The 23,203-nt window shown below is 31.8% G+C and carries 22 protein-coding genes; 10 read left to right on the plus strand and 12 right to left on the minus strand.

All coding sequences use genetic code 11. The features are described from left to right. Nucleotides 1-44 precede the first annotated feature (44 nt). The 6 genes from ACX12B_RS04195 (at nucleotide 45) to ACX12B_RS04220 (ending at nucleotide 6,819) form a co-directional block, all read left to right on the plus strand. Nucleotides 45-311 carry a hypothetical protein gene (locus ACX12B_RS04195; protein WP_459352801.1) on the plus strand — a complete coding sequence of 89 codons (267 nt, stop codon included), beginning with the start codon at nucleotides 45-47 and terminating at the stop codon, nucleotides 309-311. Then, the gene (gene gatA / locus ACX12B_RS04200) at nucleotides 311-1,756 is read left to right on the plus strand and encodes an Asp-tRNA(Asn)/Glu-tRNA(Gln) amidotransferase subunit GatA (RefSeq protein ID WP_459352802.1); all 1,446 of its coding nucleotides are present in this window, start codon (nucleotides 311-313) and stop codon (nucleotides 1,754-1,756) included. Before ACX12B_RS04195 ends, gatA begins: the two co-directional genes overlap by 1 nt. Continuing rightward, nucleotides 1,753-3,156: an Asp-tRNA(Asn)/Glu-tRNA(Gln) amidotransferase subunit GatB gene (gene gatB / locus ACX12B_RS04205; RefSeq protein WP_459352803.1), complete on the plus strand. Its 1,404-nt coding sequence runs from the start codon at nucleotides 1,753-1,755 to the stop codon at nucleotides 3,154-3,156. The genes gatA and gatB overlap by 4 nt, the downstream gene beginning before the upstream one ends. 2 nt (nucleotides 3,157-3,158) lie before the next feature. Then, nucleotides 3,159-3,422 carry a hypothetical protein gene (locus ACX12B_RS04210; protein WP_459352804.1) on the plus strand — a complete coding sequence of 88 codons (264 nt, stop codon included), beginning with the start codon at nucleotides 3,159-3,161 and terminating at the stop codon, nucleotides 3,420-3,422. A 43-nt stretch (nucleotides 3,423-3,465) separates the two neighbouring features. Next, entirely contained in the window at nucleotides 3,466-5,391 is a 1,926-nt protein-coding gene (locus ACX12B_RS04215; protein ID WP_459352805.1) for an AMP-binding protein, read from the plus strand. A 69-nt stretch (nucleotides 5,392-5,460) separates the two neighbouring features. Then, the gene (locus ACX12B_RS04220) at nucleotides 5,461-6,819 is read left to right on the plus strand and encodes a pyridoxal phosphate-dependent aminotransferase (protein ID WP_459352806.1); all 1,359 of its coding nucleotides are present in this window, start codon (nucleotides 5,461-5,463) and stop codon (nucleotides 6,817-6,819) included. Here the strand turns inward: ACX12B_RS04220 and ACX12B_RS04225 are convergent. From ACX12B_RS04225 to ACX12B_RS04250, 6 genes are all read right to left on the minus strand, one after another. Next, a complete protein-coding gene (locus ACX12B_RS04225) occupies nucleotides 6,799-7,374 on the minus strand; it encodes an SHOCT domain-containing protein (RefSeq protein WP_459352807.1) in 576 nt (191 codons plus the stop codon). The two genes, ACX12B_RS04220 and ACX12B_RS04225, sit on opposite strands and share 21 nt — an antisense overlap. A 66-nt stretch (nucleotides 7,375-7,440) precedes the next feature. After that, nucleotides 7,441-8,532 carry a sensor histidine kinase gene (locus ACX12B_RS04230; protein WP_459352808.1) on the minus strand — a complete coding sequence of 364 codons (1,092 nt, stop codon included), beginning with the start codon at nucleotides 8,530-8,532 and terminating at the stop codon, nucleotides 7,441-7,443. A gap of 10 nt (nucleotides 8,533-8,542) precedes the next feature. Next, nucleotides 8,543-8,932 (minus strand): response regulator, encoded by a 390-nt coding sequence (locus ACX12B_RS04235; protein WP_459352809.1) that lies wholly within the window; start codon nucleotides 8,930-8,932, stop codon nucleotides 8,543-8,545. After that, on the minus strand, nucleotides 8,925-9,881 hold the full coding sequence (locus ACX12B_RS04240; RefSeq protein WP_459352810.1) for a TrmB family transcriptional regulator: 957 nt from the start codon (nucleotides 9,879-9,881) through the stop codon (nucleotides 8,925-8,927). The genes ACX12B_RS04235 and ACX12B_RS04240 overlap by 8 nt, the downstream gene beginning before the upstream one ends. 71 nt (nucleotides 9,882-9,952) lie before the next feature. Beyond that, a complete protein-coding gene (locus tag ACX12B_RS04245) occupies nucleotides 9,953-10,651 on the minus strand; it encodes an A24 family peptidase C-terminal domain-containing protein (RefSeq protein WP_459352811.1) in 699 nt (232 codons plus the stop codon). A 29-nt stretch (nucleotides 10,652-10,680) separates the two neighbouring features. Further along, nucleotides 10,681-11,082, minus strand: a complete 402-nt coding sequence (locus ACX12B_RS04250) for a helix-turn-helix domain-containing protein (RefSeq protein ID WP_459352812.1) — start codon at nucleotides 11,080-11,082, stop codon at nucleotides 10,681-10,683. Nucleotides 11,083-11,184: 102 nt separating this feature from the next. On the opposite strand from ACX12B_RS04250, the gene ACX12B_RS04255 reads away from it, so the two are divergent. Next, a complete protein-coding gene (locus tag ACX12B_RS04255; protein WP_459352813.1) occupies nucleotides 11,185-11,832 on the plus strand; it encodes a response regulator in 648 nt (215 codons plus the stop codon). Between the two features lie 80 nt (nucleotides 11,833-11,912). Next, nucleotides 11,913-12,542: a hypothetical protein gene (locus ACX12B_RS04260; RefSeq protein ID WP_459352814.1), complete on the plus strand. Its 630-nt coding sequence runs from the start codon at nucleotides 11,913-11,915 to the stop codon at nucleotides 12,540-12,542. Here ACX12B_RS04260 and ACX12B_RS04265 read toward each other — a convergent pair whose 3' ends face one another. The 6 genes from ACX12B_RS04265 to ACX12B_RS04290 all read right to left on the minus strand — a co-directional run bounded on the left by ACX12B_RS04265 (nucleotide 12,543) and on the right by ACX12B_RS04290 (nucleotide 20,994). Next, nucleotides 12,543-14,975, minus strand: coding sequence for a hypothetical protein (locus ACX12B_RS04265; protein ID WP_459352815.1), 2,433 nt, complete (start codon nucleotides 14,973-14,975; stop codon nucleotides 12,543-12,545). 88 nt (nucleotides 14,976-15,063) lie between these two features. Continuing rightward, nucleotides 15,064-16,503 carry a type II secretion system F family protein gene (locus tag ACX12B_RS04270; protein WP_459352816.1) on the minus strand — a complete coding sequence of 480 codons (1,440 nt, stop codon included), beginning with the start codon at nucleotides 16,501-16,503 and terminating at the stop codon, nucleotides 15,064-15,066. Continuing rightward, nucleotides 16,503-18,047, minus strand: a complete 1,545-nt coding sequence (locus ACX12B_RS04275; protein WP_459352817.1) for a type II/IV secretion system ATPase subunit — start codon at nucleotides 18,045-18,047, stop codon at nucleotides 16,503-16,505. The genes ACX12B_RS04270 and ACX12B_RS04275 overlap by 1 nt, the downstream gene beginning before the upstream one ends. Before the next feature lie 53 nt (nucleotides 18,048-18,100). After that, a complete protein-coding gene (locus ACX12B_RS04280; protein WP_459352818.1) occupies nucleotides 18,101-18,763 on the minus strand; it encodes a hypothetical protein in 663 nt (220 codons plus the stop codon). 140 nt (nucleotides 18,764-18,903) lie between these two features. Further along, a complete protein-coding gene (locus ACX12B_RS04285) occupies nucleotides 18,904-20,103 on the minus strand; it encodes a VWA domain-containing protein (RefSeq protein ID WP_459352819.1) in 1,200 nt (399 codons plus the stop codon). Nucleotides 20,104-20,469: 366 nt separating this feature from the next. Then, nucleotides 20,470-20,994: a hypothetical protein gene (locus ACX12B_RS04290; protein ID WP_459352820.1), complete on the minus strand. Its 525-nt coding sequence runs from the start codon at nucleotides 20,992-20,994 to the stop codon at nucleotides 20,470-20,472. 91 nt (nucleotides 20,995-21,085) lie between these two features. On the opposite strand from ACX12B_RS04290, the gene ACX12B_RS04295 reads away from it, so the two are divergent. Together ACX12B_RS04295 and ACX12B_RS04300 are read left to right on the plus strand one after the other, a co-directional pair. Next, nucleotides 21,086-22,372: an AAA family ATPase gene (locus ACX12B_RS04295; protein ID WP_459352821.1), complete on the plus strand. Its 1,287-nt coding sequence runs from the start codon at nucleotides 21,086-21,088 to the stop codon at nucleotides 22,370-22,372. Between the two features lie 5 nt (nucleotides 22,373-22,377). Then, nucleotides 22,378-23,193: a hypothetical protein gene (locus tag ACX12B_RS04300; protein WP_459352822.1), complete on the plus strand. Its 816-nt coding sequence runs from the start codon at nucleotides 22,378-22,380 to the stop codon at nucleotides 23,191-23,193. Nucleotides 23,194-23,203: the final 10 nt, after the last annotated feature.

The following is a 23,203-nucleotide window of genomic DNA, read 5'->3' on the forward strand; positions in this document are numbered from 1 at the left end:
CCTTAGAATATGTGGATGGAAAATGGCACTTTAGGTGAATTATTGTGGTAAACGAAGAAGAAATTGAAATTGTAACAAAAATGATGAAAATTGATGTACATGATCATAAGGAATTCATTGACAAAGTTCATGCGATGATTAATTATTTTGACATTTTAGATTCCGCAGGAGTTGAAGATGAAGAGATTGTCATGGATGATATTCCTATTTCCTCTTTGAGAAAAGATGAACATATTCCGTATCCTGATAAACTGATCGAAAAATTAAATCACTATAAAGGAACCTATGTTCGAGCCCCAAAGATGTCATAATGAATCTCAAAATTTCTGCTCTAGAATATGTACAAGAAGTACAAAATGGAAATATCTCTGCTGAAGATTTTACTGCTGCAACATTAGAGCAAATTCATAGTGTTGATGAAAAACTACATGCTTTTTTGTCTGTTAATGATGATGCAGTTAATCAAGCAAGAGAGATTGATAAGAAAATAAAGTCAGGACAAAAAGTTGGTGATTGTTTTGGCATGCCAATATCAATTAAAGACAATATGTGTATCAAAAATAGCAAAACAACATGTGCATCAAAGATGCTTGAAAATTTTATTGCACCTTATGATGCAACTGTGATTTCAAAGCTTAAGGAACAAGATGCGATATTTATTGGAAAAGTAAACATGGATGAATTTGCAATGGGGTTGACAACTGAATTTAGTGCATATGGCCCTACACACAACCCTTGGAATCTTGATTGTGTTCCAGGAGGTTCATCTGGCGGAAGTGCTGCATCTGTTAGTGCAATGGAATGTGTTGCATCTCTTGGTTCTGATACTGGTGGGTCTGTACGAAACCCTGCAAGTTTTTGTGGTGTTGTGGGATACAAGCCCACATACGGTCTGATTAGCAGGTTTGGTCTCATCTCTTATGCTAATAGTATTGAACAAATTGGACCAATGACTAGAACAGTTAAAGACACAGCATTTTTGCTTAATATCCTTTCTGGGCAAGATCCTAATGATGACACAACTATATCTAACTCAACTCAAAATTACTTATCTGGAATAGATGCTGGAATTGAAGGTAAAAAAATCGGTATAATTCAAGAGATGATAGGTGATGGTATTGATCCTGCAATTTTATCTGCAACAAAAAATGCTGTTTCAAAATTTGAAGGATTAGGTGCCACTTGCGAATATGTGTCACTTGATATGGTAAAATATTCAGTTGCTGCATATTATACAATTACTGCAACAGAAGCTGGAAGTAACTTAGCACGATATGACAACTTGTTGTATGGTTATAATTTTCCCGTAGAAGGTTACGAATTTAACTCCTATATTTCAAAGGCAAGAACGAAATTTGGACCAGAGGTAACTAGGAGAATGATTCTTGGAGGATTTGTTCCATCCGCAGGACATGCAGGGAAATATTTTCTCAAAGCACTTAAAGTAAAACAAAAGTTAACTAGAGAAATTCAAGCATTATTTAAAAAATATGATTATCTAATAGCGCCAACTGTTCCAATACTGCCATTTAAGATTGGAGAAAAGATTAATGATCCTATTGCATTATTTTTAGTTGATATCAATACAGTAACTGCAAATCTTACTGGCATTCCTGCAATCTCTGTACCCTTTGATGTCTCAAATGGCTTGCCAATTGGAATGCAAATTATGGCAAATACTGTGGAAGACAAGTCGCTACTACAAGCAGCATTTGCACTTGAAAGTACTGTAAAATTACCAGAGGTTCCAATATGACTAAGATAGGACTTGAAATTCACTGTCAATTAACAAATCTTGAGAGCAAATTGTTTTGTCCATGTAAAGCAAACTATCGTTCCTATGAAATAAACACTAACATCTGCCCAATTTGTATGGGCCTACCTGGAAGCTTACCTCGCTTAAACCAAGAAGCAGTAAAAAAAGCAACAATGATTGCAATGGCTCTAAACTGCTCAACTCCTGAGAAAATTGCATTTTTTAGAAAAAATTATTTTTACCCCGACTTACCTAAAAATTTCCAAATTACTCAACTAAACATCTATGGAGATACTAGTATTGGTGGTGCTGGTTCTGTAATGGTTGGAGATAAGAAAATCAGAATTACTAGAATCCAACTAGAAGAAGACCCTGGAAGATTGATTTACGAAGGTAGTTCCTCTAAAAACCAGATAACATTAGTTGATTATAATCGTGCAGGCACACCTCTAGTTGAAATTGTAACTGAGCCTGATTTTGAGAATCCAAAACGAGTACGAGAGTTTCTAAATATTTTATCAGATTTACTAGAAAATCTTGGGGTATCTGATCCTAGTTTGGAAGGTGCAATGAGAGCTGATGCAAACGTCTCAATTGAAGGTGGAAAGAAAGTTGAGATAAAAAACATCGGTTCATTTCATGATTTGGAAAAAGCAGTTCATTTTGAAATTACAAGACAAGAGAGTTTACATTCACGTGATATTGAAATTGCACAAGAAACTCGCCACTGGGATGATAAAAGAAAGATAACAATTTCTTCTCGTTCTAAAGAAGAAGCATTAGATTATCGTTATTTCTTGGAAGGTGATATTCCTTGGGTTACAATTAATCCATCGATTCAAGATAAACTAAAATCTGAAATGCCTGAAAGTATTAGTTCTAAAAAAGAAAGATATGTTTCAAAATATAATATTCCAAATCAAGTTGCAGATGTTTTATCTTCAGATAAATTCTACTCTGATTTATTTGAAGATTCTCATACTGAATCAAACGCAAAAGAGATTGCAAATATTATCACTACTGATTTGATGGGATTAGTTGATACTAGAGAAAAACGTGAATCATCAAAAATAACTGCAACTCATCTACGTGATTTGGCTGATGCAATTCAAACAGGAAAGATTTCTAGAAACTCTGCAAAAAATGCATTGTATGAAATTGTAAAAACTGGAAAAGAACTATCTCAAGTAATGTCTGATTTAGACTTGGGAAATGTTTCTGATGAAACTGAATTAATTACAATTATCAAAGATGTAATTTCTGAAGAACCTCAAGCAGTAGAGCAAGCAAAATCTAATCCTCAGACAATAAATTATCTTGTAGGTAAAGTCATGCAAAAAACAAAAGGAAAGGCAGATCCTAAACTAACATTGGATTTGTTAAAAAAACAGATAGAGTAAACATGTCTGAACTGACACTTGAAGATATAGAATTTATCAAAATTATGGCGACATCTGATGCAACTATACTTCAAGTAGGCATGAATGAGGCTACTCGTAAGAGACTAGATGAGCAAATAGGAGTAATTTTGAGAGAATATTATCGTGAAAACACGACATTTTCTGGCACAAAACGAACAGAAGAATTTCAAAAAGCAGGAATTACTGAGGATCATGGCAAGGCAGCAATTGCATGTGCAAGACGTCTTGGAATTGATATTTCTTAATCTAAAATCTTTTTACAGTCCATCTAATTTTAAAAATTGAATATTGTCTAATTTTGAATTTATTCCCACACAAAATCAAATTGAAGAATCTAATATTTTTCGGTTTATAAAAAAACATGGATTGTCATCATTATCAGAATTATCCACAAAAGCAAAAAATGAATTGGAATGGTTTTGGAGTGAAGTTGATAAGGATATTGGAATAATTTGGGATTCTCCATATTCAAAAATATTAGATTCATCTCAAGGAATTACTCAATCAAAATGGTTTGTTAATGGCAAAACAAACATCTACAAATCAACAGTTGAAAAATTTGTAAAACTTACTCCAAATAAAATAGCATATCATTTTATTTCTGAGGATAACACAACATCAAAACTCTCTTATGTAGAGTTAGATCACAAAGTTTCAAAACTTGCTAATGGATTAAAGGCATTGGGTGTTAGAAAAGGGGACGTTGTGGCAATTTATCTTCCAATGATTGAAGAAGCAATTTTGGCAATTTTAGCATCTGCAAAAATTGGTGCAATTCAAACTGTAATCTTTTCAGGATATAGTACTGAATCACTTCACATAAGATTACAAGATTGTAATGCTAAAGTTCTTTTTGTTTCTGATGGTTTTTTGAGAAAAGGAAAACCTATCTCTCAGAAAGGAACAATGCAAAAGGCAATAGAGCAAACCAAAGTAGAAAAAACAATTGTTGTAAAATACAAAGGAATAGACAAGTATGAAAAATCTGGAAATATAACATTTTATGATGAACTAGTAGAATCTCAAAACTCTGATTGCATCACTGAGATAATGGATTCTGAAGATCCACTCTTTATTTTGTATACTTCAGGTACAACTGGGAAGCCAAAAGGAGTTGTACATGTTCATGGGGGATTTTCAGTATTTGCGGGTCATCAGGCAGCATATTTGATTGATTTGCAGGCACAAGATGTGTTGTTTTGGCCTGCTGATATTGGATGGATAACTGGTCTTGTCTGGAATGTCTATGGGTTATTAATCATGGGTGCTAGCTCGGTGATATATGATGGTGCATTAGATTTTCCAAAATCTGATAGAGTCTGGAAAATTTTATCTGAATATCAAGCAACAATATTTGGAATTTCTCCTACTGCTACAAGATTGTTTAAAAAAAATAATGAAGAACCTTTGAAAAATTTCTCTTTAGATAAAATCAAAAATATCCCAACAACAGGTGAACCCCTTGATGAAGATTCTTGGTGGTGGTTATTTGAAAAAGTTGGAAATAAAAAAATTCCAATTATGAATTTGTCTGGTGGGACAGAAATTGGAGGTGCAATGTTGTCTGTTTTTCCTGGAATGAAACTAAAACCCTCTACTGTTGGAATTCCAGTTCCTGGAATGGATCTTGATGTTGTTAATGATGATGGAAATTCTGTAAAAAATGAAAATGGTTATCTGATAATACGTTCTCCTTGGCCTGGAATGACAAGAGGGTTACTCAATGATCATGAGCGATTCATTGAAACTTATTGGTCCCGATTTGAGGATATTTGGTTTCATGGTGACTATGTATTTGTAGATGAGGATGGCCTGTGGTATATGCGTGGAAGAACAGATGATGTAATTAACGTCTCAGGTCATAGAATGAGTACTGCTGAAATTGAGCATACTGTAATTTCCCATAAAAAAATCTCTGATGCAGCATCAATTGCAATTCCCGATAGTATCACAGGTGAGGCAATTGTTGTTTTCTTTGTTGCGGATAACAAAAATGATTCGGATTTAGAATCTACAGTATCTGATTTTATTAGTGAGAAAATTGGTAAAGTTGCAAAACCTAAATTTGTTTTTCAATTAACTGACTTGCCAAAAACTAGAACTGGAAAAATTATGAGACGATTACTAAAAGCAAAATTATTAGGCATGGAACTCGGTGATCTGTCCTCCCTTGAAAACCCTCTTGTTTTAGAAGAAGTACCTAAACTAGGTTGAGAAAATTCACTTTTTGATACCTTCAATTTCACGAACAATTACTTTATTACATAAAGCAAAACTAAATCGTTGAAATTTATCGTTGATCAGCAAGTTGAAGATATTGAAATGCCTGAAAATCTGAAACTAAACACGTTTCTTCAGGAATTTCACTCTGATTGCCCTCACAAAGAATGCGGATTTGGATTCTATGGATTTGCATTTGGACAATCACCATTCCCGGTTCCTCAAATAATTCAAGATACACTAATCAAAAATGTTCACAAAGGTGAATATGCTGCAGTTCCAGGAATTCCTGAACTTCGAAATGCCATATCCAAATACAATAAACATTATTTTGGAATAGATGTAATTCCTAACAGAATATACGTTGGACCTGGAACAAAAGAACTAATCTTTAATCTTTTAGAAATTTTACACGGTACTGTGATTTTACCTACTCCTGCTTGGCTTGGATATCTACCACAAATCCGATTCTTAAAAAAGAACTACCATATGCTTCCAACAAGAGCAAACAAGAAAATCTCTCCAGCTGATCTACGAAAACTTGCATTAAGATTACAAGACCGACAAAAAATATTGATTTTAAACAACCCTAACAATCCTACAGGATTATTGTATGATAAACTAGAATTAGAAGAAATTGCAGATGTTTGTAGAGAACAAAACGTCACGGTAATTTCTGATGAGATTTATGCTCAAACCTGTTATGACTTTTCCAAGTTTGTTAGTATGGGCAAAATTTATCCTGAAGGGACGTTTGTAACTAATGGATTATCAAAATCCCATGCAGCAGGTGGCTATCGTTTAGGTTATGTGATTTTTCCACAGCATGCAATTGAACTTAAAGATCAATTCAAAAAAATTCTTGCAACAGAATACACTGCCGTTTCAACTCCCATCCAACATGCAGCAGTGGCAGGTTTTGAGATTAGTTCTGAAATTGATGAATATTTTGAAGTCACAAGAAATATTCATCATATTATGGGGGAGTATACTTATCATGAATTATCTTCTATTGAAGGAGTAAAAGCAACAAAACCTGATGCAACATTCTATCTATTAGCGGATTTTAATTCATATGCTCCCGAATTACAAAAAGCAAAAATTTCCACATCTCAAAAACTATCTGAAGCATTAATTGTTCATCCTTATCATACTGCAATTGTAGGTGGTGATAGTTTGGTTCTAGAAAGAACTGATTTTAGTGCACGAATAGCATTTGTTGATTACAATGGTGCTGCGGTATACAAAAATTATCTGGAGCACAAGCCAAAAACTAATTCTGAAAGGACTCAGTTTGTAAAAGACAATGCCCCCAAAATTATTTCAGGAATCAAAATGATCGAACAATTCTTTGAAGATCTTAAGAATGATAATTTACACGAGTTAAATGCTAAAAAGAGTTCAATGATTACTACTGGTTAGTTTTTTACTAATTTTTTCATATTCTTCAAATGATATTTCTCCTTTTGCAAGTCTTAATTGAAGTATGTCTATTGGTTTTGTTCTAATAACTGGATGAATAATCTTGTTCTTGATATAGTCAGTATTAATTGAAATTTGTCTTGTATTGTGATTTACTTTTCTTTTTATTCCATATACTGCACCAAAGAGCACTCCTAATCCCCCAACGGCTAATGCTATTTGTGCCATTTCTGAATTGTTTGTTTGTGTTGTTTTTTGATGGATTAGTGTTGCATCAGCTTCTTGTATAAGATCTTTTTTGAGAATTGAATTTATCCCTGAATCTTCATTATCTATCCCAACTGCTTCCTCTATTGTAATGTCTGGATAATTTCTATCAAACCAAGATTTGTATGTTGGTTCATTGTAATATCTATCCAAATAATATTGTTGATCTTTATTTGGATCCACAAAATCTGCTATACTGTCTGCATATGCATCATCTAACATTGAAATTACAGTCATTGAAATAATTCCAAACATCAATGCAGTTAGTATTGACTTTTTCAACAACACTAATTACTCATTTTTTGATTTAAAAGACGCGTACCTTTTTTCCATAAGAAAAAATAGCAAGTTTTATTACAATTGGAAATTTTGTACCTGGATCTCTTTTTTTGATAATGTAAAGTAAAACATTGTTCCTTTACCACCTTCACTTTTTACGCCTATGTTTCCGCCTAGTTTCTTTACAATTCCTTCACAAATTGCCAAACCAAGCCCACTACCTTCTTTCTTTCTCTTTGATGTTGCATCTATTTGATAGAATTTTTTGAAAATATTTTTTTGTTCCTCGTTTGAAATTCCTACTCCGTTATCTTTAACAAAAAATACTATCTGATTTACCTCATCATATGTACCAATCTCGATATGAGGGTTATCTTTTGGCACAAATTCAATGGCATTTGATATTAGATTGGAAAATACTTGGTTGATTCTGTCTGGATCTGAGACTAACTGGTGATTTTCTTTGATATTTTTCTCTAATTTGATTCCTTTTAGATTACATATTGGCAAAAATGCATTGTATGCTGTATCGACAATTTTTGCTGAATTAATATTTGATTTTGTAATTGTTAATTTCTCTAAATCTATTTTTTGAACAATTAAAACATCTTGAACAAGTTTTTGCAATCTAGTAATTGCTAAATCAATTTCATTTACTGCATCTAGTTGTTGAGAATTTAATTTTCCTAACAACTCTTCTTTTTTTAATAATTGAACATATCCTAAAATTGGCATTAGTGGTGTTTTTAGTTCATGTGATACCATTGACATGAATTCTACTTTACGTTTATCCATGTCTTGAAGCTGTTTGTTTACCTTTCTTTCTTTTTTGATTGTATCTGAAACAATACCTGTCATGTTTTTGAAATTTTCATGAAGAAAATGAAGTTCTTTAATGCCATTATGTGGTAAAAAGTCCTCATCAACTTTTGTTGTTGCTGAAAATTCATTCATTTTCCCAATTACTGATTCTATTGGCATTGTTATTTTTCTAGAAACATAAAATGTTCCTATTAATGATCCAATTGATACTATTCCTGAAAATGCTAACATTACTAATCCCATGGTTTGGTCTGCAGTTGTGATGTAATTCAAAAATCCCATATAGAAAATTATAAAGCTTGTAACTCCAAACATCAAAAATAACACATGTTTAATTTTTAACATGTTGATTCTCCTACAGATTTGCTATGTGAGATATTTTTTCTAATAGCACATCAATATCTACTGGTTTTTGTAAAATTATTTTTGTTCCAGATTGTTTGATCTTTTTCATATTTTCTTGAGATATATTTGAAGCAGTCAAAACAATTACCTTGTATTTGATATCTGACTCATTAATTTTCTCTAAAACATCATATCCGTCCATATCAGGCATGGTTAGATCAAGTATGATTGTATCATAATCATTTTTGATAATGTATTCTAATCCGTCTTGAGCATGATTTGCAATTGTACATTTGTGATTATTTAGTCTCAAAAATGTAGATACCATCTTTGTTATTTGCTCATTATCATCAATCATCAATATATTGAGCTCTTTTTTGACAGTTGTAGTGTTACTCAATTTTTACTCCTTTTTTTACAAGAACTTTTTTGTGAATATACTCTAGGATTTTCTTCTCTTGTTCTATTTCTCTTAATCTATGTTCATACTCTATTTCGTTTAGTTCAGTGTTTTCTTTCTCTATTATATGTTCAGATTTTCTCCAAATCATTTTAAATAATGATTCTAGAGTCGATACAAAAGATTTTGAATCAGTCCACATTGCCATAAATTCTGTATCCGGATTATTTACAAAAAATAACACTTCAGATTCATCTTTGATTATGAATGAAAAATTATCTTGATGATTATCATCTAGTTTTTTGATATTTTTTAATTCTATTCCCTCAAAGACATAATTTCCTTTTTCCGAAAATGTTGTGATTATTTCTAATTCTGATTTTGTATTTTTTAGATAATCCACAAAATCCGTATGATAAAATTTTATGAAATTGGCTTCAGTTCCTAGAACATGAATAGATTTTTTGGTAGTTTTAGTCATTTGCTCAATTTTTACTAATATTGAATTTCTTCCCTGTAAACTTTGAAATCTATTTTCAGGTAATTCTGCTTTTTCACTGTGAAATTCGGGCAGTGTTTCCCATAGTGATATTATGGTTTTCTTTTTTGATTCTAAATCTTCTATTCTTTTCTTTTCATTATTTATTAAAATATTCATTGCATCAGTTATTGGAATGGAATTGAATCGTGATGGTTTTCCAAATATTGAATAAATAATTCCTTTTTGTTCCAAAGAATTCAACAAATGATATGTTTCTGTTCGTGGAATTTTCAAATTTTTAGAGAGTTCTGAGGCTGTTTTTTCACCTGCTTTTGTCAAGTGAAGGTATACTTTTGATTGATTAGGTGTTAATCCATATTGTAATAATATTGTATTGATTTTTTCAATTGATTCTGTGTGTTTTGCATCAAAGATATATCCTTCAACTAGTGCCTCTTCCATTGTCATATTTTTTTAATACATGATATTGGTCTTAAGCCCGTGTCTGTATTACTGTATTACAGATGATTATTACAACATCAAGAGTTTATGCCCATCCCAATGAGGATAATATCCCCATATGTTAGTTGAATCAAAAATCCACCAATAATTAACAACAGATATGGGATTCCAGGTGTTATCCAGGTATTTGGTGTTGTTGAAAACTCTTCATTTTCTGCATGGTGAAATGACAATGTAATTTTTTTAACAGACCCTACTGTTTTTTCAATTGAGAATCCATGTTTTGGATTTTTTGCTCTATACCCAATGAATGATGCTAAGATCTTCTTTGTAGTAGATTCTTCAAATCCTTCAAAAATATTCTCACCTCTAATTTTTGATATCATATTTCTTAATGCATTAATTACCAATGGAACAATAAATAACACTGCAGCATTTGATAGTGTTGTAAATGGCGTTACTGTATTTTCACTAATTGTAATTTGTGGTGCAATTACTGCTAGTGCAATTAATGCAAATGCATCTGCTCCTCCAAACAAGCCCATTCTCCAAATTATTATTGAGATTGGAGCAACAATCAATGCAAATAATGTTGTAAAAATCACCTCTGTTTGGAACGGCTCAAAAATTAATAGTGCCGCACCGGCAACTCCAAAAATTATCCAAAGGTAATCATGAACTTCTCTTTTCCAAATATCAAAAAATCCTCCAATTGCTAGCATTATTAATGCAAGAATTACCCTAATGAGAAATATTTCTGGTGATGACTCCATCATTAATTATTCCATATTTATTGATAAATCTGTTATGTGTCTGCTAAAATTGTAATGTGTTTTACTAACTCTATAACTTCTTTTTTGATAATTTCTAACTCATCAATTTTTTTTTGTTCGTTTGAAATTAATGTAGAGATTACTTTCTCAAATGGTAATCCCATAAACTTTGTAGGTTTCTCAAAAATTACTGAGATTACCCCTTTTTTTTGTAATGTTGATAACAAATAATATGTCTCAGTTCGAGGGATTTTTTGCTGGTTGGATATGTCTATTGCTTTTTTAGGACCATTTTTTCTCAAATACAAATAAATTTTTGATTCATTTTTAGTCAACCCCAGTTTTTTAAGATTGTTTATTATTGTCTCTGATATTTCTTCACGTTGCCTAAAACGTGTATCTGTTTTTTTGACATAAATCTCTTCTATTGCCATATGTTGTAATGTTTGAAAAATGACATAAAGCTCAACATGTATCTTTATAATACATACTGAAAATCTGACATGTTTTTATAAACAAACCCTTGATCCTAACTATTGATTCGTGCAATAATTGTAGATGATGACAAAGAAACAATTCAATTATTTGGCGATCTATTAACTAGTAACGGCATCGATGTAACTGGTAAAGGATACAATGGACAAGATGCTGTATTTTTATTTCAAAAATTGAAACCTGATGTTGTCTTTTTGGATGTTAACATGCCTGTTTATGATGGTATTTTTGCATTGGAAAAAATTAGAGAGATAAACCCAAAAGCTAATGTGATTGTCATATCTGAAAAACTGTCTACTGAAAAAGAAATTAAACTTAATCGATTACATCCATCTGCTTTTATTTGTGAGCCTATTGACGTTGATGAAATTTTACGAAAAACTCATCGTCTTTGTGACCCATCAGAGGACTCATTACAACAAATGAAAAAAACAATGATTACATTAGCAATTAAAAATACCCTTTTAGAATTAGGAACTCAGGAATTTGACAAAGTTGTTATGACTCTTAAAAAAGATTTTGATTGTACATTAGAAGATTGCTATGAACATCCTGAATTTTTAAAACAAGTATTACAAGATTTACTTGGAAATTCATATCATGATGTTCTAAATTCACTAAAAGAGAACATGAAAAATATCTCAACTCATAAATCGACGAATGATTTTATTGAAAACTTAAGTTTATAATTTTGTAACATTTTTTTTGTGACAGTTTATTTTTAAATAAATTGATATAAAATTAATAACACCTATGATTCAATTGAATTATGAGTAGAACCGACAATAAATCGAGTTCCACTCAAAGAAGTAAATACGAATCCTTAATCGTTGCCTCTGTTTTGCTTGCAATTTTACTTCCTGTAAGAATATTTTTTTCCGTTTATGTAAGCGATGATTGGTTTAGCTCATTTGGATTAATCTCTGTTATTTCAATTGTTATGTTGGTATTAGTTAAAAAAAATAAATTGGGAAAGTTTGGAGAAATGTTTCAAAATACTATGTTAAAAATTCAATCTGGTAAAAAAGGTATTTTGGTTTACAGTTATGTTCTATTCATGATTTTATTTTTATCAATGATGATTTTTGCAATAAATCAAGGAAATTCTGAATTTTTACATCTTAAAGAACAACTAATTTCAAATTTAACAGAGTCTGAATTTAAAAATAACATATCTAATCCGATAGAAATCATAGATTGGGTGGGTGGTATTTTTAGTTTTTTTGAACAAATGATTTCAGGTTCCCCCCACATGTATGCATTAATGGCAATGATTAATGATGTATTTGAAGGCTGGTTATTGCATTTCTATACAGTTGGCTTGGTAGAATCTCTTGAAATATTTGGAATTTTGATATTTTATAGAGTGTTGGTTCCTAGGAAAAAAATTTCAAAGTAATCATCTGTCTTTGATGATTGGGATCTTTTCTTTAATTTCGGATGCTTTGCCCATCAGATCTATTTCATCAATAATTTCATCAAATACAGTTAACACCCTTTCAACAATTGGGAATCTTTCAGATATTGGTTCTAATAGACTCTTTTTTCTGATCAAAATTCCACCACCGATCACAATTCCAGGAATCAAAATTAATCCTAATTCGTTTCCACCAAAACCCCCCTGTGATTTTTGAACGGATTCATTTGCTTGAGTTGTAATGATCTCTTTTGACGCAGTAATTATGTCATCAAACTCATGAGTAGTAACTTTTACTTGTATGGATTCAGAGTCTTCTGCTACTAATGAAATTTTAGCTTTACCTGCGTTATCTGTAAATTCTTTGATTTCTTGAATCTCTGCACCTTGTACATCCCACTCTAATTTTACATTACTTAGTGGGGTGTTTGCAATTTTTGCATCTACTACCAAATCAAATGTATTTCCAACATCTACTGAATTTACGGTTGAAATAGTTAGTGATGGTTTTATGTCTATTGAATTAAGATTAAATTTTGCCAAAGGAAAACCACTTGCTAAAATTGCAATTTCACTTGTTTTTGTTTGACTTGGTACGATCTCAAAAAATGAATTGTATGTTTCTTTTTTAACGGTAACAGTTTCAGGTATTTTTACACTATCGTCATTTGATACGATTTTAAAATTCATATCATGATTTGCAAACATCGGATTACCAGAGTCATCAAGTATTTGTAATGAGACTCTATTTTTCATATCTGATAACAAATGATTAGAATATGATAATTCTATTTTAGATGGTTTTACTACATTTGTATCTACTTCGACATTTGTGGTGTATTCGCTTACTTCAAAATTTAATGTATCTTTACCTTCTTTAACAGAATGTGAATTTGTAATCACAACTGATTGTCCTTCACTAACTGCTTGAATATCTGTTTTCACAAATTCATTTGGGGACATAAACAAGTTAGATGTTTTTGGAAAATACCAATTTGCCCCGGAATTATCTGTAAAATATAACATCATGGGAAAATTTGATGTAGGTAAAACTTTTGATACAAGTGGTTCAGCTATTAGGCTAAGTTCTGTTTTTCCGGGCCCATGAATTATTGGAGATGTCACATCTTTTTCTTTACCAACAACAATTACTTCTAACTTATCTGGTTTGACATAACCTAATTTCCCAAAAATCAATTTTGCGCCATCTGCTTTATCAATTCTATCATTTGAAATGGATAAGGCATCTTTGTTAGAAGAATAAATCTCAACATCAATTGTTTTAGTATTAATTAATGAAACTCCATTACCATCTGCAGGATATAGCACCCCGATTAACTCCTCAGAACCTGATGATGGTATTGGAATGGTCTCAAATTTTGTTTGTGGATTTTGTATGTCTCCTGTAAACACTGTTTCTAATTTAGCTGATTCTGAAACAAAATAATCTTGAGCAGATATGCTCACATCGTATGTCTCTTGAAGTCCTGCTTTTACTGATAATTTTGCATACCCTGTTGAATATCCTTGCGGAATTATTAATGCTTCAGGTGTGCTGATATCAGGTGTTCTATTATTTTTGGCATCTTCATGATGAATGTTAAGTGAAATTGGAATTGACTCTGTGGCTTTTACTGGCATTCCTTCACTATTTAATAATTGTACAATTGCAAATGTACTAGAAGTTGCAAAATTACTAATTTTGTTTGGGATTACATAAAGTTGAATTTTACCTTTTTCATTTGTTGAAGATGTTCCAGAACTGTATCCATTAACTGTGATTGTTGCACTATCTGATTCTATCTCGGAATTATCTGCATAAACAATCACCTCTCCTGGTTTTTTTACTTCAAATTCACCCACTGCAAAATATTCTCCTTGCTTAATTGTCACTTGATTGTTTATCAAGTCTATTGTATCTAAATTGGATGTTGTTAGTGATACTACAGTATCTTGTTTTGCTAAAGTTGGGTTAGAATCAATATCTGCTAATTCTACTGCAAAGTATCCTTTTGTAGGACCGTTAATGGTAAAAGTATCAGGAACTGTTTTTATTAATAATTGCTGTTCTCCTTGTTTTACATCATAAACCGTTATTGGAAATTCAACTGAAGAAAATCCTGGTGATGCAATGGCAATTTTTGTATTGCCGGCATCAATTGCTTTTAATTTTATAGATGAAATAAAATTATTTTCGTCCATTTTTATATCTGAAATCTTGATAATATTTTGATCTAATGATGTAACTACCAAATTTCTAATTATGTTGGGATGTGGTACATTATTTTTTAATCCATATATTTGCAAAATTCCCTCAGTACCTTCTACCAATTTTTTTGGCATTATGTCATATCCTATACTTTTTGGTTCTTGTGCATATGTATTATGTGCCATCATTGTTGATATGATCAACACCAAAAGTAAGACCGCCTTCAATACAAAAAACTGCTTCAAGAATTGATATAAGACACTGTATGACTTTTTATGATACACCTAGGTGTACCTAAAACAAAGAATTTACATCTATTATTGAGAATTGGACTAGTGTGATTCCAATCAATGTCATAATTACTAATATTATTGAATACATGAATCCTCCTGAGTATGCACCTGTGATGACTTTGCCCAAAAATAGTCCTGCAGTCCATGATTGTAATAATACTACTATTGGAAATAACCCTAAAGTTGCAGGTACTACTTGTTCGGTACTCATACCTGTTAATTTATGATCTTCTGCAATTTGTCCAAATGAGTCTGTAACTAACAATGTAGTAAACCCTGTAGTTCCCATTAAAATAAAACCCACTAAAAGATATGGCTTTAGTAAATCCCGTTTACTTTTTTGAATTTCGTATATTTTTTCACTTGTTTCTGCTAAAGAATCTAAAGTTTGAGGATTTCCTCCTCCTGATGATATTAATTCAAATAAAATATTGAAACTAATCAATACCTCAAAGGTCTGAATTTCTTTTTTAAGATGTGTAAAAATCTGCTTGAATTCCACTCCCCATTCTATTTTATTGGCAATTCCATTTGCTAATTCATTAAACAAACCATAGTCTTTTCTTTTACATGCATGAATAACACAACTTTCTGGACTCATTCCCGTTTTCCTGGCTTCGGTAATGGTTCGCAGAATTATTGGTGTTGAATCCTCTGATGCTAAAATTTTAGCATATGTTTTTCTAAAATGCATTGTTGGCCATATTGATATTGCAATCAATACTCCTCCCAGAAAATATGGGTTAACTTTAGCATCGGGCAAGATCTCAAACCCGATTATAGCTAAACTAATTGCCAAAGTAGGCACAATAAACACCAAGAGTTTTTTCCAGTTAATCTCCGGAATATTTGAAATAGACATTTTATGTGCTAAAACAATAAAAACAAATGTTATGATTGGAGTTATTATCAAAAGAATTAATTCTGCATCAATTCCTGATTGTTGAGAATCTGTTGTTTGAGATGCCATGGCTGCACCTATGATGTATACTGCAAGCAAAACTACTTGTACTGTCATGTATGTTTCAACAAGCGCTCCCATTTTTACAACGGATTGTTTTTGTGTTTCTGCATGTCTGTCAAACACTCGTTTCATTTTATTTTTCAAGAAATTCATGATGTTGCCGCCACTTTCTATGGTAGACACATATCCATCAAAGAACTCTCCTAAGGCTTTAGAACTTGAACGTGTTTTTGCTTGATTCATTACAGTCAATGGATCTAATCCTAACAAATCAATTCGTTTCAACATCTTTTGTGATTCATTCTGTATTGTTGGAAGAAGCTGTATTGATTTTAGTTTCTCTAAAATAAGATAGGGTCCAATTCCTGCACTGCTAAGTAATGTTACAATTGTTATAAAATAGGGTAACTCTAAGTCAATTTTCTTTTTTTGTTTTCTTTCGAAATCAAGTTCAGAAATTTTACTGATAGATAACATTAGATTTCCTCACCATAATTAATTTTTTTTAAGACTGATTTTGGATCGTTGTAATATTTTCTAATCATCTCAGAAACTTTTCTATGTTCTCGAATGTTATTTGATAACATCCATTTCAAAATTTTTGTTCTTTTATCGTGCTCTCTTAGCACTTCATCAATGTCTATTCCTGTTTGTTCTGAAATTTTTTTGAGATTTTTACTTTCTTCTAATTTGTGCTCAAAATAATCTGACTTTGGATTCCAGGTAGACACAGAATTTGGGCTCAATTCACTGGTAATTTCTTCTACCGAAATTATTCTACGCATACTTTGTCCTGTTTTCTTGTCTTTTACACGTCTAATTACAAGTGCACAATTCATCAATGACATGTAAGCTGCAGGTATGTTCATTGGTTTTTGTTGTAATCTTTTACTTGCAGATTCAAAACTGTCTGCATGCATTGTACAAAGACCTCCGTGTCCTGTTGCCATTGCCTGAAACATCACATATGCTTCAGAACCACGAATTTCACCTACTATAATGTAATCTGGCCTATGTCTTACACCTGATTTGATTAATTCATACAAACCAATTTCCCCTTCACCATTTGGACCATATCCTGATCTTGAAATTAATGAAAACCAATTGTCGTGTGGGATATTAATTTCTGCTACATCCTCTACTGAAAAAATTTTATCATTTTCACTTACTAGTCCTGCAATTGCATTAAGTACTGTAGTTTTTCCACTTCCTGTAGAACCAATAATCATAATCGACATTTTGGCTTCAATCATCATCCAAAGATATGCTACAGTTTCAAGATCAATGGTTCCAAATCCGATTAAATCAATTACAGTAAATGGATCTTCTTTGAATTTTCTTATTGTAAAGCTTGTGCCTTTTGGGGTGATCTCTTTTTGATATAATACAGAGATTCTATGATTTCCTGTTAATGCAAGGTCTGATATTGGATGTGCAGTACTGACATGTTTCCCCGATTTGAAAACTATTTTTGTAATTAATGAGTTTAACTTTTGATGCGTATTAAATAATACATTTGTAGATATACTATCATAATTTCTGTGCCAAACATATATTGGTAGATTTGGACCACTACAACTAATATCTTCAATATTTGGGTCATGCATCAAAGCATCAATTGCACCATACCCTACAACATCTCTTTTTAAAAAATATTTGACCTTCTCTAAACTTACTGTGGGGCTTGAAACAAAAAAGCCTTGATTTTGTTGTATTACATCATTTAGATGAGCGTCAAAATTATCGTTTTTTGCTGGATCTATTGAATCTAGACTTTGTTCTACAAATGAATGTAGACTGTTGTAAATTCGCTTTTCTTCATGATTTAATTTTATCTCATCTACAAAATATTGAAAATTTGAATTTTTTTCATCATACAAAATATTAGCATAACAAAACGGTGCAACAAGTGGATATTTCTTTATGATTTGAAATTGACTTGAAATCTCATTTACTGTTTTCTCATCTAAGAGATCCTTGTTTAGAATATTTTGAATTTTTAAATTATTTTCGTTTTTCATTTTTTATTCACCATAATAGGATAGAAAAAAGAAAGGGGCAAAAAAAGACTCCCCTATGGGTTTTGGATGGTTATACTTAGGGGTGCGCCTGTTTTGCCTGCAAATATGTTCAAACTTGCTGAAGCACCTGCATCAATTGAAGTGATTTTTCCGTCTGGGATTTGGAAATACACAATCATTCTATCACCTGGATTGAGTGCAATTGGGGCTGTAGCCTGTTCAAGACATAGTGTTGGTAGTGCACCTGCATCATCTATGTCAATCTCCAATGTTGTACCATCTGGAGATGTACATGATGTTGTAACAGCACCACCTGCATCAACAGTATCTTTCATCAAAGTTCCTGCACCACCTGTACCTTCATGTACATATGTGCTCTGGAAGTTTGTCACAGATACTCTGGATTGATCCTTATCAAAATACCAATTTGCTAGTGGTACGGTAGTGCCTCTAACTTGAATGGTATCTACTGAAAGAATTCTTTCACCATTGTTTCTGACTCCTGCTGCTCCCCACGCATCACCTGTAGCATCAGTAGCATTTACCCACACTTGAATTCCTGAAACTGCAATACTGTCTTGCTGTGCTCCGGTTTGGAACAAACTTGTTCCATACAAAACAACACCAGAACCTAGTACGACAGATGCTACCAGGATAATTACAGTTGTGAGAACTGTACTGAGTCCTTTACGTTTTCTGAGACCGTGGTTTTTCATTATTGAGAGTAAAAGAGTGTTAGAGGTTATGTCATCTAGTATGTAATATTTTAGACTGACAAACGCAACATATTATTTGATGAGCATATGAATAGTATTAAATATAATAATTTCAATAATAACATAAAAATATATAAAAATTATAGGTTTTTAACTGATTTCATACGATAAATTCGAATAAATTTAGATGTCAATTCACGAATATCTGAACCATAACAAAAATCTGAAAAATATTTTGAAATGTTAGGTGATAAACCTATTCCTATCACTTCTATGCCCATTCTTTCTACTTCTTTAATCGCCAAGTATAATTTCTTATCAAAATTCCACAATCCTGTGGGGAAATCATCTGTAAACACAAAAAGATGTTTGATATCTGCAGGATTTTTCATAAGAGTGCGTCCGGCCAATATGATGGCATCTGGTGTAAATGACAACCCACCACTTTTTAATCCTCCAATTCTTGCACGAACATCTTGATTGTAGTTTCCCTTGAAATCTTTTAAAATAGAAAATTTTTGATCAAAACTGAACAATCCCCACACTCCTGCAGCGCCTGTAAGCTCATCAGAAGCTTCTGCCATACATAACATGAAATCTTTTACTTGCTTGAATCTTAATTTCATGCTTGCACTGTTGTCTACTAAAATTGCCCAACTCTCCTCTATTCGTTGTTCTTCATTTTTATCAAATACTTCTGCATATTGTTGTGTATTACTAGCTATAGCTTGAATGGCTAATTCCATATCAATTTCTCCATAGAAATTGGTTTGAGGATTTTCTGTGTTATTTAATACCATCCTAATTTGTTCTCTAATTTTTTTTATTAGTTTGTGGTTTTCTTCTTTTAGTTTGAAATAAGACTGAATATCTTCATTAGGTACTGTAACTGTATCAAAATTTAATCCAACCAGATCTTTTCTAATTCGTCTAATCACTTTTCTTATTCTTTCATGTTCTTCTAAATACAAAAAATTCAATTTATTGACTTTGTGTTTGAATTCCCCTGTTGGATGTATTACTAGATTATTTTTTTTGATTTGAAGTAACTGTTTGCTGTCATGTGTTTCATAATAAAATGGATTTTTATTTTGCACACTGGTTCTATTTTTATATAATTTTTCAGCCCAATTGACTACTTGTTTTTTATGTTGATCATCAAAACATAACAAAACTTCTTTGTGCATTTCTTCTTTTATTTGGTCTGCGATTTTTGTGCCTAAATTAAGGCCTTTTTTATGATTTCCTACATCTTCGTTATTGACTTTGTTATTTTCATATTCTATTTTCAAAAGTTCCTCTGCGATTTGAGGGTTGATAGTTAAAAGATATCTTTTCACTGCGTCATCTTCTATAAAATCAATTACCTTCCAACATATTTTGGGGGATTTTTTCTGTATCCATTCTTTGTATAATGTGTAATCTGTAACCGCAGAATGAGCTGCTAAATGATATACTGTAGCTAAAAATAAACTCCATACTGTTTGTTCTGATTCTTCTGAATCATCAAACCATCTTCCAGAGTATACCCACTTGTTGTTATTTTTTTTTGGGAGGGGGATTTTTACTTCTAGTTTTGGATAAAATGAAATTATGGGATGTGGAAATTTTTCTGAGAGAACAAGTCTTACATCTTTTTCTTCTTTTTGAGCTGTGTCGTAAAAAACCTTGTAAATGATTTCAAAAAATGTTTGTTGCAACCCTCATCATGTAATGTCGATATTTGTTTCATCTAGGATATCTTTTTCAGACTCATTTACCTCTGGAATCTCTGTTTTGTCTTCAGGGGTATCTTCAATTGGAGATTCGGTGTTTTCTACATCACCTGTATGATCTTCAGATGTAATTTCAGTGTCAATTGGATTGTCTTTAACATTGTTTTGAGATATGGTGTGTGCTGGAGAAGGAATTTTCATGTCTTTTGAAATAATATACATTAATGGAAATAATTCTTGATATATTGTTGATACGATTGATGGCACTCTCTCATCGTCTTGTTTAAGATACTCCTCAACATCTTTTTGAGTTCCATTTATTTTGGCATTTCCACTAATACTAATGACTGAATTTTTAGGTTTTGAGGTAAGATCTAGTGAATATTTGAGCATTGTTTGATGTTCTGTACTTGATTCTTCTTCAAGGTCAACATTAATCTCGTATTTTTTAAAATCTGTATTTTCATTTGATGATTTATTGAACGCTAAATTCGTTACTCCTATTTCATAATTCACGAATAATGTCATGATTATTGGTAATTAACCCCCTGTCTGTAGTTTCACAATACATACCTCTTGTTTAAGACATTCACAAGCATTGTATTTTGTGGATTCAAATAACTTACCTTCTTTTGTTAAAGATAGAAGAACATCAAGAATTGATAACGATGATTATAATTTGAAAATAAATTTTTCAAAGAAAAAAAAGATTGACACATCAAAACTACATGATTACGATATCAAAAAATATGTTAATCCTGAAAATTTCAATTTTAGTTCGAATATGCAGGAACTCATCCCTAATGGAACTCCTGTATATCATGATAATGGAGAAAACTATGTTGAACGAATTGCACGGGCATTGGGATATTTTAAACAATGTGCATTGATAGGTCCTAGTGGAACTGGAAAAACACACATTGTGTATTTAGTGGCTGAATTAACTCAATTGCCTTTGTGGGAAATTAATTGTGGATTACAGACATCTGCATACGATCTATTTGGCAGATATATCGGTTTAGGAAAAGAAAACTGGATTGATGGAATAATTACGTCATGGTGTAGATACGGAGGTATTTTGTATCTTGATGAGGCAAATATGATGAAACAGGATGTTGCAACAAAACTAAATCCTATTTTGGATGCTCGTGGACATATGGTTTTAACTGAAAAAGATAATGAGTTGATTTATCGACACAAAGATGCATTTATGATAATTAGCATGAACCCCTTTTCTGTAGAATTTTCTGGAACTAAACCCCTAAACGCTGCATTTAGGCGAAGAATGAGTGTTTGGCTAAACTTTGACTATATGAGTGTAGATAAAAAAATTGATGAAAAAGAAGTTAATCTGTTAATTGAACGTAGTGGTATCTCTAAGGAGACCTCCAAAAAAATTGTGGAGGTTGCTGCAAAATTACGTTATGATTACAAAACTGGTGATTTGCCTTATGGCCCTTCTGTGGGCGATCTAGCTAATTGGGCACGATTAATTGCTGATGGAACCTCACCAATTGAATCTGCTAATGAAACAATTGTGGCAATGACTAGTGATGATTATGAGATTCAAGATTCAGTTAGAAAAATTGTTAATTCTGTTGATTGGAATCAAACACAAACTAGTGATGATCCTAAAGTTGCTATTGTAACTGCAATTGAAAAAGCTCTTTTGGAAATTGGAAAACCTGATCTAAATAAAGTAAAACAAAGATTGTTAGATGATTATAAACGAACACTTGGCGATTGCTATGAAGAACCAGAATTTCTAAATAGAATCTTAAAGGATCTTTATGGAAAATCTCATGTAACTATAATTGAGTCTATCAAAGTTAATCTTGATAAATTATCTTCATCTCCATCTATTGCAAAATTCCTTGAAGTAATTGCACAGTGATTAATTTGTATATTCTATTTAATCAATTTAAAATCCAAGAATATCTTCTTTTCACGTTACTTGGAATTGCAGGATTGGTTTTATTTGCAAATCTTTTAGGCCAACAAATTGCAACTGAATTTACAGATTGGTCTTCAATGGTTTTATCTGGAAGTGTGATGTTTTTTTCAATTTTCATGGTGTCTCAATATGGCATAAAAGGAAATCACGGAAAAGCATGGATTCTATTTATGTTGTTTTCGACCTATTGGTTTTTTGGAGAATTTATTGGAATCTTATCTGATTTGGTTTTAGGAATTCCAGTGTGGGAATATGCTGATGATTTCTTTTTCATAACAGGCTATCAATTATTTTTTGCATTTCTTATCTTTTATCTAAGGCCCTTTCGAAAACAAATCTCAAAAAAACTAGTGTTGGGTGCAGTCTTTGTATCTATGATGCTCATTATACCCAGCATGATGATGATTGTTGGTTCTGATTCGTTAGATGAAAATATTGCAGTAATAACTGCATATCCAATTTTGGACTCAATAATACTGATTCCTGTTTTAATTGGAGTTATTTTATTTTTTAAGGGTGAAGTAAATTTTATGCTTTCACTTGTTTGCTTGGGTATTGTGTCTCAAATAATTGGGGATAATAGTATGTTATTTGCATCATTAAATGGCATCTATTATCCTGGACATCCTGGAGATATTTTGTTTTTGTGGACATATGTAATGTTTGTATTTGGCTTGTCTAACCAAATTGGTCTTTTCTCTAATGATGAAATCAATATTGCATGTCCTGCATGTGGAAAATCATGTACTGGACATGATTAGATTGAATCTA

The sequence above is a fragment of the Nitrosopumilus sp. S6 genome, assembly GCF_054515815.1.